The 18,271-nt window shown below is 49.2% G+C and carries 12 protein-coding genes; 7 read left to right on the top strand and 5 right to left on the bottom strand.

Annotation, left to right across the window (positions count from 1 at the left end):
- Positions 1 to 134: 134 nt before the first annotated feature.
- From GmarT_RS13325 to GmarT_RS13350, 6 genes are all read left to right on the top strand, one after another.
- Entirely contained in the window at positions 135 to 1,592 is a 1,458-nt protein-coding gene (locus tag GmarT_RS13325; RefSeq protein WP_149302828.1) for a hypothetical protein, read from the top strand.
- A gap of 635 nt (positions 1,593 to 2,227) precedes the next feature.
- Entirely contained in the window at positions 2,228 to 2,401 is a 174-nt protein-coding gene (locus GmarT_RS13330) for a Flp family type IVb pilin (protein ID WP_002649391.1), read from the top strand.
- Between the two features lie 808 nt (positions 2,402 to 3,209).
- On the top strand, positions 3,210 to 3,761 hold the full coding sequence (locus GmarT_RS13335) for an A24 family peptidase (protein ID WP_149302831.1): 552 nt from the start codon (positions 3,210 to 3,212) through the stop codon (positions 3,759 to 3,761).
- A 314-nt stretch (positions 3,762 to 4,075) separates the two neighbouring features.
- On the top strand, positions 4,076 to 5,143 hold the full coding sequence (gene cpaB / locus GmarT_RS13340) for a Flp pilus assembly protein CpaB (RefSeq protein WP_081459523.1): 1,068 nt from the start codon (positions 4,076 to 4,078) through the stop codon (positions 5,141 to 5,143).
- A 126-nt stretch (positions 5,144 to 5,269) separates the two neighbouring features.
- The gene (locus GmarT_RS13345; protein WP_002686326.1) at positions 5,270 to 7,042 is read left to right on the top strand and encodes a type II and III secretion system protein family protein; all 1,773 of its coding nucleotides are present in this window, start codon (positions 5,270 to 5,272) and stop codon (positions 7,040 to 7,042) included.
- A gap of 262 nt (positions 7,043 to 7,304) precedes the next feature.
- The gene (locus tag GmarT_RS13350; protein WP_002686325.1) at positions 7,305 to 8,516 is read left to right on the top strand and encodes a CpaE/TadZ family protein; all 1,212 of its coding nucleotides are present in this window, start codon (positions 7,305 to 7,307) and stop codon (positions 8,514 to 8,516) included.
- Positions 8,517 to 8,534: 18 nt separating this feature from the next.
- On the opposite strand, the gene GmarT_RS13355 is transcribed toward GmarT_RS13350, so the two are convergent.
- Both GmarT_RS13355 and GmarT_RS13360 read right to left on the bottom strand, forming a co-directional pair.
- On the bottom strand, positions 8,535 to 8,861 hold the full coding sequence (locus tag GmarT_RS13355; RefSeq protein ID WP_044238246.1) for a hypothetical protein: 327 nt from the start codon (positions 8,859 to 8,861) through the stop codon (positions 8,535 to 8,537).
- A gap of 251 nt (positions 8,862 to 9,112) precedes the next feature.
- Positions 9,113 to 9,601 carry a DinB family protein gene (locus GmarT_RS13360; RefSeq protein WP_044238313.1) on the bottom strand — a complete coding sequence of 163 codons (489 nt, stop codon included), beginning with the start codon at positions 9,599 to 9,601 and terminating at the stop codon, positions 9,113 to 9,115.
- 207 nt (positions 9,602 to 9,808) lie between these two features.
- On the opposite strand from GmarT_RS13360, the gene GmarT_RS13365 reads away from it, so the two are divergent.
- The gene (locus tag GmarT_RS13365) at positions 9,809 to 11,242 is read left to right on the top strand and encodes a bifunctional folylpolyglutamate synthase/dihydrofolate synthase (RefSeq protein ID WP_002686322.1); all 1,434 of its coding nucleotides are present in this window, start codon (positions 9,809 to 9,811) and stop codon (positions 11,240 to 11,242) included.
- A gap of 139 nt (positions 11,243 to 11,381) precedes the next feature.
- Here the strand turns inward: GmarT_RS13365 and GmarT_RS13370 are convergent, their stop codons facing one another.
- From GmarT_RS13370 to pilM, 3 genes are all read right to left on the bottom strand, one after another.
- The gene (locus tag GmarT_RS13370) at positions 11,382 to 13,574 is read right to left on the bottom strand and encodes a hypothetical protein (RefSeq protein WP_157158957.1); all 2,193 of its coding nucleotides are present in this window, start codon (positions 13,572 to 13,574) and stop codon (positions 11,382 to 11,384) included.
- A gap of 66 nt (positions 13,575 to 13,640) precedes the next feature.
- Positions 13,641 to 15,356, bottom strand: coding sequence for a hypothetical protein (locus GmarT_RS13375; protein WP_002686320.1), 1,716 nt, complete (start codon positions 15,354 to 15,356; stop codon positions 13,641 to 13,643).
- A 102-nt stretch (positions 15,357 to 15,458) separates the two neighbouring features.
- The gene (pilM, locus tag GmarT_RS13380; RefSeq protein ID WP_002686319.1) at positions 15,459 to 17,588 is read right to left on the bottom strand and encodes a type IV pilus assembly protein PilM; all 2,130 of its coding nucleotides are present in this window, start codon (positions 17,586 to 17,588) and stop codon (positions 15,459 to 15,461) included.
- Positions 17,589 to 18,271: the final 683 nt, after the last annotated feature.

Here is an 18,271-nt window from a genome sequence, read left to right on the forward strand (position 1 = left end):
TGATTGAACAGCCTGGTTGATCGCTTGGTGTTGCAGCGAAACCACATTTTTTTCAAAGCGTGTGCAATCAACTGTGCACAACCTATGTTAAGAGTAGGATGCAAACGAGTCTGCACAGCTTTGGAAACGTTCAAATGTCAAATCAAATACAACCAGACCAGCGGGGACTCCCCTGGCAGTTATTACAGGCGGTTAAAACGGAGTGGCGCGCCTGTTGCCTGCTGGTGCTGCTGGTTCTGATCAGTTTTGGAATGGCGATCAATTTTGACTTTGTCAACTGGGACGATCCCTGGTATGTCATTCATAATCCCCTGGTCAAAAGCTGGCATCCCGAGAATCTGCAGAAAGTTGCAACACAGGTTGTCACCAGAAATTACGCGCCGTTGACCGTGTTCTCATTTCTGCTCGATCATAGCGTGTACGGTCTCTGGGCAGGCGGATATCACCTGACGAATATTTTGTTGCATCTGGTGAATGTCGTTCTTGTCTTTCTATTAATTACCAGTCTGACAAAGAACCGGATGCTTGGCTGGGCAACGGCGGCCGTGTTTGCTATTCATCCTGTTCAGGTGGAGACCGTGGTCTGGATTTCTTCCAGAAAAGGGCTGCTTTCAGGCGCCTTTATCCTGGCGTCGCTCTGGTACTGGCTCAGAAAAGATCGCACCCTGGAGCAGAATACCTGTGGTTTTTTATGTTTCATTGGTGCCTTGCTCTCCAAGGCGTTAGCAGTAGTCGTACCGGCGATTGTGTTCTGCTACGATTACTGGGTGGCGAAAGTACCATTTCGGGAAGCTGTCAGAAAGCAGGTTTTTCCGGGGTGCTGTGCTTTGTTGCTGCTCGTGATTACAATGCTGGCACAGACCAGCGAACTGGGCGGAGTCCGAGACCATTTCGGCATGAGCAAACTGGAACTGATATCGGTTGATACCGTCATCATGTCAAAGTACGTGCAGATGCTGCTCTGGCCCGGTACCCGATCTGTATTGTACGATCCTCCGACCAGTGGGATAGCCTGGAACGTAGTGATTTCTGCTATGTGCTGGCTGCTGACCGCGCTACTGTTTGTCCGCATGGGAAAACGGCAGCCTCTCATTTTATTTGCAGGGGCCACATTCATCCTGCTGTTGATTCCCGTATTGAACCTGTTTCCCATCACGACATTGATGAATGACCGTTATCTTTACCTGCCATCGATCCCCTTCTTCGCCCTGATTTTTGCCGGTGCCATGCAGTTGCTGGAGCGATTGAGAGATCGTATTCTGGTACATGTTTTACCGGGGAAATCGCGATCGGGATATTTCCTGCCGGCTGTGTTTGGAGTGCTGGTTCTGGCTCTGTTGACGCGTTTCAGCTGGCAGACAGAACGCTATCTGACGGTCTGGCGCGATGGTCTGACGCTCTGGCAATACACGTCGACTCAGGTACCTGAAATCCCGGTGGTGCAGATTCAACTGGCTAACAGTTATCACAGCCAGGGAGATTCGGAGCGGGCAGTCAACATTCTCAGGCATGCGCTGCAGCAGACAAAGCCGGATGAACTGGACCGGGAACGGATGCAGCAGAAAATCCGGGAATGGTCGTCTGTCAAATAGTGTTCGTCTGGCTGCAGAAATCTCTTTCCAGGTCACCTTCTCAAGTGGCTCCCAGGCGGCATTGATGAAAAACTCATCACGTTTGTTCGCGGAAAATGACCTCTCTGACAGCCGCCAGGACAAATGATACAGACTCACTATGCAGTTCTGCAGAAAATAACAGGCTGTTGTTTTTCTGCATCATGGCTGTAATCCACCGGCTGCATAGAGATTTCCGGCACATGAGTGTTTCTTTTGGTAAACCGGATGTTTTTCTTAAAAAATCTTTTGCATCTCTGCTTGACTGTCTTAACCCGTGACCTACTTTTAAGTGTGATCAGTTTGCTCAGCAGGTTTCAAGCTGAAGCAGTGAGCACAACAGGTTTGACATCATATCGGAAGTACCTTCCGTTGTTATGTGAATTAAAAAATTCCAATACCATTCTGTATTTCAAATTTTGGATACAGGAGATCTGCTCTTCTGAAGAGGGGGCATATTGGGTGCTTCATTTGAGGATGTTCCTCAAAGAAGCAAGTGTTTCGGGTGAGTTGTGGAATAAGCGAACTAATGGAGTCGCGACTTCCATAGCTTGGTTGTTTTGTGTCGATACATGTGGTCCATGAGTCGACTCCAATTGGAAAGAAAGAGAGCAACAATGAAGAATCTGACAAAGAGCATCAAAAACTTCCTGGTTTCAGAAGATGGTCCTACAGCTGTTGAATACGCTGTGATGCTGGCTCTGATCGTTATCGTTTGTCTGACTGCTATTCAGGCTGTCGGAACAAACGCCAACGCGAAGTTTGAAGCCGTACGCGATGCATTGACCTAATAGAGGCCAGTTGTATTACCGCGAAGTTAAAAGAAAATCGCTCAGTCGAATCGTCGGCTGAGCGTTTTCTTGCGTATGCGATTACCCGAAAGTCGTTGGTTGATCGCTGTTGTTGATGAAGTTTATTTTAATGAGAAAAGACGGTTTTGTTTTTTGAGGAGAGTGGAATGTTTCCTTACTGCTTTGATGCCCCGGCGGGCGCGGTTTTGGAGTTATTCATGATGATGGCTACTGTTGTTGTCTGGTTTACCTCCCTGATGAGCTGTAGTCGCTGCTAGACAGTGTCCAGTTTTACGATAGCGTTTCCAGGCCCATTGGGGTCAAGTCTGTATGATTGGCGACGCTAAGGTTAAATGTGATGCGATCCAGATCAATTACTGGAACTGAAAAAATAATCGCGGTATCGGTTCACACTTCTGAGGGCGGGAGAGATTTCAGTCAACCAGGATGCAGGCGGCATATCGATTCAAACGCAGTCGCTGACAGACAGGTCACAGAGTGTTGTGATACGACTGTTTAACAACAGAAGTGGTCACCTCCCGGATTGGAATCAATGTCCGGCAGCCACCCATGACGCAGCCAGGCAGCGGGGCCTTAGAAACCAGAAAATTTCAAGATATTTCATCCCCTGCTGAGCCTGTGACCTAAACTGAATAATAAGAATACAAATCATTTCAGTGTCGATCCCGTTGATTCTACTTCGCACGAACTGACAGAAGATCAGACCTGAGTATCACCAACAAGTAATATCCCCAACGAAATGCACTGACACGCATTTCATTAAGACACGATAAGAAAGGCCATATTGATGGATTGGCAACAGTTACTTCTCGAGAATTGGCATGTAAAGTTTGTTTCCATTGTCTTGATTTATGCCGCGTACATTGATGGAAAAGAACTGCGTGTTCCCAACTGGATCACCTATCCGATGGTCCTCTCCGGGTTAATCTACATGACCTGGACTGGCGGTCTGGCTGGACTGGGATGGGGACTTTTGGGAATGGTCGTCGGACTGGCTACACTTCTCCCACTGTACAGCGTAGGCGGAATGGGGGCAGGAGACGTTAAACTGATGGCCGGCATCGGTGCCTGGCTGGGTGTGAAAATCACCTTCTATGCATTTTGTGTCACCACAGTTGTGGGGGCAGTCATGGCTGTGGCCATGGTGCTCTATCGCAAAAAATTCTACAAGCATTTGGGACAGGCCATCATGATTCTTGATGAATGGCGTTCGGTAAAGAACCCGCGTGAACTGTCGCGTATCGCGAAGGAACGGAAACCGACCATGTTTCTGTTGCCATATGGTATCCCCATTTGTATCGGATCAATTGCCTACTTTTTCTACGCCGGACTGCTGTAAGCTCGAATAGGATATCCATCCCCCCCCCTCTGTTAAAACAGGGGGTGTGGGGTGAAGGCGGTTTTCGGGGTGGTCACGAGGCACCATGTGTTACAACCAGAATAGCTTTTTCAATCGATAAAATCGTTATAAATTGAAGCGAAAGCTCTCGAAGTGCCGATGTTCTCCATGATGACAGAATTTTCTTTTCTGTTTTCCTGTGAGAAAGAGGCATATCGGAACGCCATTTCGGAGAACTGACTTTCATTCCTTTCGGGACGAAACAGTTTTCACCAGAGCTTCGTTGATATGTTTCTCTTTGATGGGTGACAGAAATGAAAGTCAAGTCGTTAATGATGTTGGTGATCGCCGTCGGTTGTGGACTGGTTGCGATGTTGGGCGTGAGGCAGGTCCTTAATAAGGATGATCAGCAGGCAGAAGTGAAAACGGCAAATGTCCTGATGACAATTGCTGAAATTCCACCTGGTACTCCTCTGAATGAGTCCAATGTCAAATTCAAGTCATGGCCGATCGATCAGGTACCGGAAGGTGCCGTCACCAAACTGGAACAGTATAAAGACCGCTCCATCAAGACCCGGGCCGTACCGGGAGAAATTGTGATGAAAGCGAAGCTCAGTGAACAGGGAGTTCGTGGAGCATCAGTCGAAATTCCAGATGGGAAACGGGTCTTCACAACATCAGTAGATATGACCAAGACACATAGCGGATTGATTCTTCCTGGCGACTTTGTGGATGTGTATGTGACGTTCACAGCCCGTAAGCCTGAGGGAGGGATGTCAACAATAACAAAAGTGATTCTGGAACGGGTAAAGATCTTTGCGACGGACCATCTGACCGATGTGGGTGGTACAGAAAGTAACCAGGTGAAATCAAAAAACATTTCACTGCTGCTTTCTCCACGTGAAGGGGCCATGTTGAAACTGGCAGAGAAAAAAGGAGAAGTTCATCTCGCATTAAGAGCACAGTCTGATTCGACTGATTCAGAAGATGTGCAGTTTGATGATGACGAACTGGCTGAAGTCTTTTCGATCGAAGGCAGTGAATATCTGAAGGACGGCGAAGAACCAGTTCAAGGCGATGTGAAGAAAAAAGAAAAACAGGAAGTGGTTCAAAAAGAAAAAGAACCTCAATCGGCAAAGCAGTTTCTGGATGAAGAGCAGGAACCTCAGCAGATGACGTCAACTGGTGCCGAGGTAGAGCCGCTGGAAGAACCTAAAAAAATGTGGCAGATCGAGATTTATTCCGGAGAAGAAAAAATCGTGCAGGAAGTGGAACTTCTGGAAGAAGAAATTGAAGATCAGAAAGCTGCGTTAAAAGATCTGTGGGAAGTGTTTACGACCAAACAGAAACAGACTGAGATACAAGACTCCCCTGCTCTCTGACACAGAACGGGGCATTGATTGCGGGCAGAGAGAATTCTCTCAACATGTTATTGAATGATACCTGTTTTAGAGTGATTTCAGAATTTGATCTGAAATCACTCAATAGTAAAAATGTAAGGGGCACGGATGCTGGCCTTCAAAAAACAAATTAGAGTGAAACGTCTGCCTGTCTTAGTCACATTGGTATGCAGTCTCATTGCATTGAGCGCATACGCTCAGGACGAACAACCTGCACCTCCCGGTGCGAGCGAGCCTGTCGTTCAGGTTTCATCTGAAAAAATGAAGCTGGAAGTGACAGAGAAGTTCTCCAAGATTCTCAAGTTTCCGGGTAAGATCAAACGTGTGGATGGATTTGATCCGACTGTTTTGAGTGTTTCTGCTCTCACCCCCAACGAACTCCGCATTCAGGCACTGGTTCCCGGTGTGACCACACTGGTGATTACCGACGAAAATGGAAAAGTCTACACACTTGAGACATTCGTGAGCGGTGATGCCCGTCATCTGCAGGCCTATCTGCGGGAACTGTTTCCCACTTCTTCTGTAACAGCCATCAAAGTTCAAGACTCGGTTGTCTTGCGTGGCTGGGTCACTGAACCGGAAGCCATTACCGAAATGGTAGAAATCGCCGAACAGTTCTTTCCCAATGGTGTGTTAAATCAGATGAAGCTGGCGGGAGTACAACAGGTACTGCTTAAAGTCAAAATTATGGAAGTGCAGCGGTCGAAAATCCGTCAACTGGGCGTCAACTGGTTGTTCCTGAATCAGTCAGGCTATGCTTACAGTACGCCTGGTACACTGGTTCCGATCACCGGAATCAATGTTCCCTTTGGTGGGCCTCCTGCACTCACAGCATCGCAAAATCTGATCAGTGGTACGTCGCTTGGTTTCGGCCTGGTGGACGGATCCAGTATTTTTCAGGCATTCATTGAAGCGTTAAAGAAAGAAGCCCTGCTGAAAATTCTGGCAGAACCGGAACTGGTTACCACCAGCGGTCGCCCGGCGAACCTGCTGTCTGGTGGAGAATTCCCGATTCTGGTCCCCCAAAGTCTGGGTACGGTTACCATTGAATGGCGTGAGTTTGGTGTCAGAATGGAAGCGGTTCCCATTGTGCTGGGGAACGGACGTCTGCGGTTGGAGGTACAACCTGAAGTCAGCGAACGCGACTTTTCCAATGCGGTACAGGTTGCCGGAACAACGGTTCCCGGATTGACTGTCCGTCGTGCAAATACTGCTGTCGAAATGAACTTCGGTGAAACCATGGTCATTGCCGGTCTGATATCGAGCCGCAAAACTGCTGAAACGTCCAAGACGCCCTTTCTGGGAGAACTTCCCGTGGTAGGAGCTGCCTTCCGCCGGGTCAGGTACACTGAAGGGGAAACAGAGCTTGTCATCATGGTGACTCCGGAACTGGTATCTCCATTGAAGTCGGGCCAGGTACCACCGGGGGGCCCCGGCCTGTTTACAGCCACTCCAACAGATCGCGAGTTGTATCTGGATGGTGTGCTGGAAGTTCCCAGCTATGGGGATAACTGCCCTGACTGCCAGTATTCGATTCCCGGGCCCATCAGTCCTGAATCAATGATGGCTCCCGATCATGTGTTGCCGCCAGCATCGGCATCTCAGGTGCCTCCTGTACCGGCGGCACCTACGATTCGCTCAGAAGTGATCAGGAAACCATCACTCTCGCCGGAAAATATGAAAGCATTAGAGGAGCATGAAAAAATGCAGAAGACGCCTCCTCAATCGGCCGCAGCCGCCAGAGTGCCAGATCTTTCAACGTCGAAAAAGAATGATTGGAAAGCGAAAGCAAAAACACCTGAACCGAAAGTGAAAGCAAGTGCACCCCGTTTGAGTTCTCCTGCGAGTAATCAACCGGGACTGATTGGACCGGGAAGTTAACAGTAAAGTGATATTATTTGAGTCTCTTTCTGGCAGAATTGGAATGAAGTCTGCCAGAATGCCGCTCAATTCAACGGGAACTTCTTTGAAAAACTTCAAAATGTACGCTTTCAAGTTCGATACTATTATAAAGACAGTAGCAACACTAGAGTGCATATTTAACCATCGCATCTCCCGATCTATGATACTCGGTCTAAATGACCCTGGAGACGCTACAGTAAAACTGGGCTCAGTTTAAACCTTAAGTAGAAGTGATCAACGAATGAGTGGAGTTGTCCGGCTATCGATTATCGATCCCAATGAAGCAACTCGCAATGAGCTGAAAAACATGCTGATTGGCGTGGATATGGTCTGGCTCGAAGCTGAGTGCAGTCGTTATGAATTTTTTACGGAGGTCGTTTCTCAGACTCAACCTGATATTGCGCTGATCTCGCTGGATGCGAATCCGGAACTGGCTTTAAGCCTGATTGCCCAGGTCACGCGCGATTTACCAAGTTGTAACGTGATTGTCGTCAGCAGTTCCCAGGAAGGCAGTCTGATTTTAAAGGCGATGCGAAACGGCGCCAAAGAATTCCTGGGGTTCCCTCTGGTACTGGAAGATTTTCTGTCCGCCTTGAACCGCATTCAGATTACCTCCGGTAAATCAGAAGGGGAACATAATGCTCCCCGTTCCAGTCAGGTTATTACCGTGGCCGGGGTGAGTGGTGGTGTGGGTTGCACTTCCCTGGCAATCAACCTGGCCTGCTGCCTGGCAAGTCAGGAACGTAACAGTGTGGCTGTGATCGACCTGGATCTGGCCCTGGGTGATACGGATGTCTGGCTGGATATCATTCCGGATTACACGATTCAGGACGTTGCCGAAAACATTGCGCGACTGGATTATTCGCTGTTGAAACGTTCGTTAACCAAACATGCATGTGGGGCGTTCCTGTTACCCCGTCCCGTGCAGATGGATATGTCGATGCAGATCACAACTGAAGTGCTCCGCCGAATCATTGCCCTGCTTCGAGCAACGTTCACACATCTCGTGATTGATGTCAGTAAGTCTTATAACAGTCTCGATCTGGCAGCAATGGAGTTATCGGATACGGTTTTGTTGACTGCGCAACTGGATTTACCCTGCCTGAGAAATGTCGTGCGTCTGTCACAGTTTTTCGATACCAACGATCACATCGCTGAGAAAATCAAAGTCGTGATGAATCGTCTGGGTCTGGAAGATACCCAGATCAGTGTGAGTAAAGCGCTGGAAACAATCGGTCGCGAAATTTTCTGTCAGATTCCCAATGATTATGCGACAATGGTGGAATCCCGTAATAATGGGATTCCACTGGTCATGCAGGCACCCAAAGCAAAACTCACCAGAACTATTATGGGGCTGGCTGCCAATGTGAGTGGAGAATCTGTCGCAGAACAGGAAGATTCGGTCTCCCGGAAAAAGAAGAGCCTGTTTGGTTTCTTGAATCAATCCAAATAGTCTTTTTCGCGCGGTACTTCAGGCATCCAGGTCCAGGTGCGTCCCCAGGTTACCTTCTGCATCGGGGTGACGAGTGGTATGAGTTTCCGGTTCTTCAGTTTTGTCCTGAGTCTCCTGCTCGGCCTCTTCGTCATGGCCTAATGGCATCCGCCCATCTGCATCTCGATCGCCAGAGGCATCCGGGTCACCCACATCATGCAGTTGATGATCTGTCATCTCTTTTTTATCGATGGACATGTTCTGCGCCGCCGACTCGGCCTTCTGCTTGTCGACACTGGCATCACTCCGTTGCGCACCGGCAAATGAGCTGTTGATATTGAGGGCACCGGGGTTGATCGAACTCATGGGACAGATCCTCCATCTGATTTGAAAAGTCTCAACATCAGCTGAACGTCTGGAGCGGTTGACTAAAATGAATGACAGACGTAATTTGAGAAGATAACGAAAAAATGTCAATAGAAATTCGCTGTTCCCCGGTTTCCTGGTGAGTAGAACAGTCATCGACCAGAGCGAGTCACATTGGACCATAGCGTCTCCCGATCTGTGATACTCGATCCAAATGGTCTTGGACACGCTACAGTAAAACCGGACACAGGCTAGTGTATCGCTTTCCAGGAATTCAGCGTCAAATGTGCCTGTCCCTGATGGTGAGTTTCATGCCAGCAAAGAATTTTTAAAGCCATCTCATAGGACCAGCCTCGTTCCTGAAGACCTGCCGGTACCAGTTCCAGGTCTGTTTCCGGGATGAGCTGTATGGTTTCCAGTAAATTTTCCCGAGACTGGCTTAATGTATTTTTGATGACATCCAGTGAGGGAATCTCATCTACCGCAGTACTTCCCTTCTCGTAGAGGGAAAACAGGTCTGACAGTTTCGAGTCCGTTTTCCGCAGGCGGTCTGTTGCAAATAATTCTTCCGTTATCGCGGTATGCATGAACTGCCAGGCAATATGTGCTCTGCCGGGGCCCGGTCGGAATGCCAGGGCTGATTGAGGATCAGTCAGTGAACTGATCTCATCAATGGTTTTGAGTGTCATGATCCGGTTGAATTTCAGCAGTTCCACAAGGGTGGCAATCTGAATGCTCATGTTTTCGCTATACCTTTTGGCTCGAAAGTGGCTGGCAGTTGTAAAATTCTTTTTTAGATCATATACCTCACGGTCTACTTCCGAAAAGTGCCTGACTATAATATCCGACAGATCACTGTTATACTCTGCCGTTTTGACTGTCATGCTGATCACGACAGTTAACAGAATGTATGTTTTTTCAGTTATATCATAAGGAAACTGCCTGACATGGGAGTCTCGGCAGAGAAGTACCAGCAGAGTCTGGACTTTCTATTTGGTCGTCTCAATTATGAACGGATGGGGAGTAGTAAATACTCTACCAGTGATTTTAAATTGGGAAGAATGCAGGAGTTACTGGAGTCCCTGGGGAATCCGCAATCCGAGGTCCGTACGATCCACATAGCAGGGACCAAAGGGAAAGGCTCCACGTCCGCGATGATCGCAGAAATGCTTTCTGCGGCCGGTTTTCGCACGGGATTATTTACTTCTCCTCATATCACCTGCTATGAAGAACGCATTCTGATTGATGGTCGACAGATCGAGCCGGAACAACTGGTCGATCTGGTATCGGAACTGATTCAGGTTGTGGAGCAACTCGATCTGAAGCCGGGCAATCTCAGCCCCACATTTTTTGAATTGACGACCGCGCTGGCCTGGATGCATTTTCAACAGCAGCGCGTTGACTTTGCAGTGATGGAGGTGGGACTGGGAGGACGACTGGATTCCACAAACGTCTGTGAGCCACTGGCGTCTGTCGTTACGAATATCAGCTATGACCATACGGCACTGCTGGGAAATACCATTGAACAGATCACGCGTGAAAAAGCCGGAATTATCAAACAGGGAGTCCCTGTTTTCAGTGGGGTGACACAGCCGGAGGCAATGGCAGTGCTCGAAGAGGTCTGCCGGGAAAAACAGGCTCCCCTGTATCTGTTGAATCGGGATTTTAAGCGATTGGTTGAACCCTACCAGGGCTTCAGGCGTGAGCAGGCCGATGACTCCAGACTGTTCCCTGATAGTAATCAACAGACCATACAGGTAAGAACTCCCTGGTCCCTGATTGATCAGATGCCTGTCACACTACTGGGAACGCATCAGCTTATCAACGCGACTCTGGCAGTAACAGTGATCGATTTTTTACGCCAGCAGGGAGTTCCCCTGGAGGACAGTCAGATGCGCCAGGGAATGACGCGTCTGAAATGGCCGGCCCGGATTGAACTGGTACAGAAAAATCCTCCAGTGGTTATTGATACGGCTCATAACGGTGCCTCTATTGAAGCACTGGTTGAGACGCTTGCTGCCAGTTTTCCGCAGACCAACCGGATACTGATCTTTGCTGCGACGAAAGATAAAGACGTCGGGGAGATGCTCGAAACACTACTGCCCTCCTTTCAGACGGTCATCCTGACGCAATACCGCTCGAATCCACGGCGGATTCCTGTGGAAGAATTAGTCGAGCTCACCCGGGCAGTTCAACTGTCAACAGGTAATACATCTCAGCTCAGTATTACAGACAGTCCTGAGGCGGCATGGTTACAGGCAAAAGACATGCTGACGCCAGATACGCTGATTTGTGTTACCGGCTCATTTTTCATCGCAGCAGAATTACGTGAGCTGCTGCTGGGCACAACGGATGAAGTTCTGGTATCGGAACCCTGCTGATCGGAGCGAATGCACTCGTCTGAGGCACGTTCGTTTCAATGAAAAACTACCTCAATCCGCTCTGTCAGCTCCAGAAATAAAAAAAGGGCGGGACATTTGACTGTCCTGCCCTTTCAGTCATTTTGGACTGAAAATTCAATCAAGGTCCCAGACGGATCGGATTTTTTCTCCGCTTGCTTTTATTACCGCGCTGGGGGGGGCCGAGCATTTCGGCTTCCATACCTTCAAAAGCACTGGCGCCTTCAAAACCGATATCAAATCCGTCGGTCGGGGCAGCAGTGCGTGCTTCTGAGGCTTCCTTGACCCAGGTTAAACTGTCGCGTTCACGGCTGAATTTCTTTTTGACATCAGCATAGGAAGAGGAAACAGCAGGTGGAAGCGATTTTTTCAGGTTACCGAAATTATCAACAATGACTGCCTCCGGTTGGATTGGCAGATGCCCGCGTGTTTTAGCAGGCAGGTTTAAATCAGGATGATCTTCCAGTCGAATCGTTGGTGCGGGAACGGCGTCGACGAGGTAATTCTGAGTGTCAAATTCAACAGTCGCCTTCTCATCATATTCTTCTTTGGCAACATCATACAGCTCGGCAACCTGCTCGCCGCCGATTTCATCACCAATGGATGTTTTCAAGGTAGACTGAATTGTTGTCCCGGTTTTAGGATACCACTGGTAGATTTCGAAGTTCGCTGTAGTCCCTGCAATACCACGGGGAGGACGCACGCTTTGCAGGTAAAAGTGCACGTCTTCCTCAGCAGTCACTGCTGCTGTTTCATTACTCCAGGGAGTGGTGCGGGTTTCACCTTCGGCAACTGCCGGCAGAACGACTTCATCAATGGGACGCTGGAAATTGGGATTACGGACAACCAGTCGCACGCGGTATTTATAAGTTTCACCTGGATTCAGGTCAAAATCGAAGTAACGGAACAGAAGCAGACGGCCAGCGGCTGTCACATTTGCTTTCAGCTTCTGAATCAGTTTCTTCTCATCCATAGGTTCACCTGGTCTGCCCGGGCGTTCCTGCATCATTGAGCTGGCCGTATCCTGCATGACCATATCCATTTCGCTGGCTCCGCCTCCACCGTACATCAGCTCACTCCGCATACCTCGCATATCAAGTTGTAAAGTGGAGAAGCCTTTCTGTTTTTCCTTGAAGACTTTTTCATTCGAGTGAGTCTTTTTGTACTGGTCCAGAATGCGTCGATTGAACTCAAGTTCCTGTTCGATTTCTTCCTGGCTCAAAGTAAAGTTTTCCACGCGGGGATGTGTCGCGACTTTATACCAGAAACCGGCAATGCGGCTGGGAAGCGGCATCGTAAAGACACGGTCCGTAATCCCACTGTTGACGACTTCGGGATCAAAGTCGGCACTTTCCTTCAAGATTTCGATAGACGTTTCGATGTCCACATCTTTCCACTCTCCAGCCCAGGGGTCTTCGCCGGGAATGGCTTTTTTACGTTGTAACTGAAAGTCGAGAAACTCCAGGATTTTTCCTGTCTGCATATTCTGGAAAGAGAAGGCGTCGCCTAAAGAACGTTCCAGTTTATCCTGCTGGGTTGCCAGGTCGAAGACACCGCGTACTGCGACAAACCTTAACCCCCGCCCTTCACGGACAGGACCAGTCATGCCCATGCCACCTTCCATGCCCATACCTTCAGGAAGCCCGGCGGAATACGCATCGGGATTGGCAAAACCGGGATCCATCGCACCTGGATCTGCCGCCATCATCATTTCCGATTCACCGGGGATCCCACCGAATGTCAGACCCGCCATGGCAGCGCCACCGGGCCCCCCCATACCACCGGCCATACCTGTGGTACGTCGTTTGAAAGCGTCGTATTCCGGTTCATCCGGTTTTGCTTTTTCTCCTTCAGTTGACTTTCCTTCTTCGCTGCCTTCCAGAGTCGCAGAAATGGGACGGGTCTGCATGATTACGCGGCCATAAGTGGCAACCAGATCTTCGACAGCGAGCCAGTCGACCTCTTTGGCTTTTGCTTTTTTCGCATAGATGGGCCAGGAGAGTTTAGTCGTAAACATATAAGGGGTGACTTCCAGTGGCTTATTCATTAACGCAGCCACTTTTTGGCGCAGGTCATCTTCCTTAAGGTACTCGTTGCGTTTTTCTTCAGGCCACTGGCTGTTACTCACCTGGGTCTCAGCAGTATTGACCTTCTGTTCTAATTCAGCAGGAGTCCGTTTTTCAGTTGTCCACTGAGAGGTGAAGATGACGAAAAATACAAACAACGCAATGAAACCCAGGACGATTTTTTCGCCATGCGAGATTGCAAATTCTTTGTAATTCATTCCTTTGAGGTTGGACATCAGATTTTTCACGGGACAGTCTCCGTTAAGTGAAAATGTTACAGGAGCTGCTAAACTGCAGCATCGAGTAAAAGTGTATTATGGATTAACCGGTTCCTCTGGCTTTGGTTCAGCCGGAGGGGTTTGTGTTGTTTCACTGGGGTTGGAATCTGCAGCTGGCGCAGGTGTTGCAGGTTCCGCTGGTGTTGTTGTATTACCACCTGGTTGAGGTGGTGTATTTTCCGGGGTGGTCGTCGCCGGCTGAGCGGGTGTAGCAGGGTTTTCACCTGCTGCCGCTGCTTCCGGAGTGGAAGCGGCAGGTGTTGAGCCATCGGCAGGTTCTGTGGGAGCTGCCGCGTCGGTTGGCTCTGTCGCATCCTGGGGTTGTTCCGTATTTTCGGCAACCACTTCGCCTTCTGGTGGAACATAAGGATTATAAAGCGTCATCAGGCCTGCGATAGTAACAACAGCCAGTTCAGGATCATTCAGAGCCGCATCGAGCAGACCCTTGTTTTCCTGTTCCTGAAGTCCTGCTGCACCGTTCACACCCATATCAGATTCAAATCCGAGGCCGCTGTTCCGACCGAATCCTCCCCCTGCACCAGCAAAGTCAGATTCGGAACTGAATCCGCCTGTCCCTCTTGCTGCGCCTCCCCGTCGTCCCATGCCACCGCCGCCACCACCACCGGCGATGGGGTTCATATTGTCATCGAACAGGTCAGCACGTTGCACACGCACGATTTTTGTCGGCCAGGGCATGCTGCTCAACTGGGCCAGCAGATTGGGAAGCTTGGAAGACTGGATAGTCGCTTTGATATAAAAGGCTCTTGTTTTGTAAGGCAGAGCTTCTTCATCGTGGTAATAGCGTTTGAGTTTTTGTTCGCCTGCACCGCCCATGCCGCCGCCGAAACCACCGCCAGCCAGGGATTCTTCCATGGCCATTTCAGAACCGCCATCGCCACCGCCGGCGGAACCATCAATGTCATTTCCAAATATTTTCGTAAGGTCCATATCAACTTCAATTGATAATGATCCCTCTTTTCCGCCAGCTATACCTCTCATTCCGCCGCCACCGCCTGAGAACATTCCTCCGCCTCCGGCCATCCCCATTTCGCCATCCATACCACCGTCTCCGGCAGGCGCACTACCGTCATCGCCGACAGTACCGCCACGCAGTTCCAGTACGGAAATCTGTCGGATGGGGGATTCGCTGATATTGGTTGCTCCACTGTCTTTATTGACTTTGGCGATAGCTTCCATAATGGATGAGACCAGCCAGACATCTTCCTGAGCATCCCACATATCTTCCGAAGTGGGAGAGACGTTTCTCCATTTATCAAAGGGAACATGCGGAATGATGTTGGGGTTGAGGTCGACCAGTCCCTTACCATCTTTCAGGCTGAATGGGTTAGCCAGTTTATAGGCACGGAGAATTTCAAATTTGTAAGCAGAACGGTACAGGTTACGGGGTTTAATCGAAATTTCACCACGATGGGGTGTCTCTGTCATCAGAGTTGCGATATCAGGAGGCCAGACGAATAATTCCTTCTGTTTTTCCCAGAGATATTTCGTTGACTCTGCATTGTACTTTCGTTTTTCCTCGTTGATCTGCTTGAGGGCAGTCGACCAGGTCTGATTCGGAGGATTCGGGGGAACCTGCGCATCGGTGAAGGCCTGATCGATTGAGGATTTTCGCTCTTCAATTTCTTTTGCCAGGCTGCCGGTTGCCATACTCCAGCCAATCACAGGCAGAAGTAATGCGATGAACAGGATGATCCAGAATTTATGAACAATCAGAGGTTTTAATTTGTCCATGGGTTTGTCCTCATTTTCTCCGAAGAGATCAAATACTTTTATGTTTTCAGGTACTGACTAGCTTCTCTTTGACTTTTGACTCTCAATGTATTGCCGTTCGACTCAACCAGCTTCCGCAGTGGCTTCTTCCCCTTCTGTGGCAGGGGCATCTGGTGGGGTTTCCTGACGTTCCAGAACAGGAATGGGTTTCCAGATAAATTCGAGCGTGAATTGAGTACGCTGCAGATTAATCGGTTTCACTTCTTTTTCAGGTCGATTATTGCCGATGCGAGGACGACCGACGCCTCCGCCCAGTCCGCCGGCAAAAGAAGCTTCGTCATTAGCGAGACCAACTCCACCACCTCCTAAGCCACCAAATCCGCCTGATCGACCGGCGAACCGCCCTTCTCCCCCATGCCGAGTGCCGCGGGGACGGCCATTGGGATAGAATTCAAAGGGTTCACGATTGTCTTTCAGAATGACCGGATGTGTGATCCCCATTTTCCGAACATCAACGGGATTAGAACCCGGGTTTTTGACAGTCCATGACTGCAGATTTTTCAGCAGAGTCTCGTGGACATACAGAACACCGACATCTGTAGTTGGTTTGGATTCATCGTTGTGATAATGCACCCCATTTAAAGTGAAGACATACCCTTCGCCTTCCGGGGGAGTGTCCTGATCAATTTTGGGAAGCAATGACTTTGCCTGTGGAGAGAGCCCCTGGAACCAGGTGCCCAGATCCTTTTCATGTCTGACTGTAATACCGGGAAGTTTAATCCGGTTTCGTTTTTCAATCTGTTCGTTATCAATTTCATCGCCGACATCGCGCGGCAGGCATTCGTCAATGGCTTTGTAAATTTCCAGCCAGTCAGCACGACTGTCCATATTCCAGACAAGTTTATTACCCTGTTCGATCAGGCTGGTGTATTCCGTCTCTTCACCTTTGTAAGCGGAATCATAGCCGCCGACCTGTTGTTTCAGGTTTTTGACTTTTGTTTCAACTGCACCAAATCGGTCCTGGCTGACGGAGTTGGCCACATTGCTGTACCCGACTGCGGAGATACACAGGCCGATCATCAGGGCAGCCGCTGCCACCACTGCCCAAGGCTTTTTGCGACGGATTTTACGGGCCGTTGCAATTTCGGGAGGCAGCAGAGTGGTACGAATGGTTGTCTGCTGCAGCGCCTGCAATGCGATTCCGTAAGGCACGGTAAACGTGAGGATGTTGTCCTGGAACAGGGGCTCATTCAGAACGGCGTCGCCTACGACCCCCTGGAAGTCGTCCAGGCGTTCCACTTCATACTGCAGATTCTGTTGCAGGAATTTCTGCAGACCGGCCAGCTTGAAACCGTTACCGGTACCGTACACTTTTGAGATTTTGGCATCACGGTTGACACTTGAGAAGTAACCGATCGAACGTTGGATTTCAGAGACGTATTCATTGAATACCGGTCGCAGTGCCTGAAAGACAGCGCGAGGATCTTCTGAGCGTGTTGCATTACATTTAAGGTGTTCGGCTTTTGCGAACGTCAGTTTCATCTCTTTGGTCAAAGCGCGTGTAAAGTGGTTACCGCCAATGGGGACATTGCGGATCCAGATTTTATTACCATTGGTCACCATGAGTGTGGTACTGTCAGCGCCCATGTCGACGACGATGGCAGATTCTTCCGGATTGCCTTCAAAGTCCTGGCCGACCCGCATGCCCAGAGAGTCATAACAAAGCGTATTATAAAGTCCCAGGGGCGCGATCTGAATCAGTTCCACTTCTATTTTGCGTTTCAGAAATGGTTGTAGTGCATGCAGCACCTGATCGCGTTTCATGGCGAAGATACCGACCTCGGCATCCAGCATGTAGCCACTCTCTTCGATGCCACCGCCAAGAGGCTGGTAATCCCAGATCACGTCTTCCAGCGCGAAAGGAATCTGCTGCTTGGCTTCGTATTTCACAATCTCCGGAACCCGGTTGGATTGAACGGGGGGCAATTGAATGAAACGCGCCAGTGAAGTCTGGCCGGGCACACTGATGGCAATCAGGTCGCCATTGGTTTCATTGCGAGACAGGAATGTGTCCAGAGCCTGGCCGATCAGTTCATCGGGAACGGCATCGGGCTGGCTGAGAATTTTCGGGTGTGGAATGTAGTCGAAGGCAACCGCAATCACCTGGTCGGCGGCTTCTGCATACCGCAGGCGAATCGCTTTTAAGCCCGCCTGGCCAATTTCAATACCCCAAACAGCTTGATTTTCTGCCATGTGTCTGGTCACTCCTGCTTTCCGGAACTGAGGCGACCACTGGCCGTCCGATAGAACCGGAATGTAATAAGAAAATAATTTTACGAGGTGAAACCCTGCCGGTTGAGAGAGCTTGAACAACAGGCAGAATGTATCAGATCTATTCAGTTTCAGTCAGGATAGGCTCGGGAATGATTTGAGATGCAATAATTCCCTAACATAAGGCTATCACAGGATTTCCTATAAAGTCAATGAAATAACTGATGTTTGAAAACGACTTCATAAAAATTAATATAAACCGTTATAATTGATAACTATGATTACCAGGGCATGCCGTAATGAATGGCCCTGATAATTGTGTCAATACGTCAGATATTTGTTGCTTTCATCCGATTGGACGGAACACAAATTACAGGAGTTCCCACTAACCTGGTTATTATTACGAATTTATCAGTTTTTTTGCTGGATCTGAGCTGCATCTTTTCAGCGCAATTGTAAATTCACCAGTAGAACGGTGCGTTCTTAACTGTCGATTTCAAAGTGGGTTAGATGGTCTTTTCACTTTTAGTCGACTCAGGGACATGCAGCACTATAGATACTTGCCAATTGTTTGCTTATGCTAGACTGTGTCCAGGTTGACTGTTGCGTTTCCAGGGCCATTTGGACCGAGTATACTAGAATCTGAGACATGATGGGGTAAATGT

The sequence above is a fragment of the Gimesia maris genome (genome assembly GCF_008298035.1).
Classification (GTDB): Bacteria; Planctomycetota; Planctomycetia; order Planctomycetales; family Planctomycetaceae; genus Gimesia; species Gimesia maris.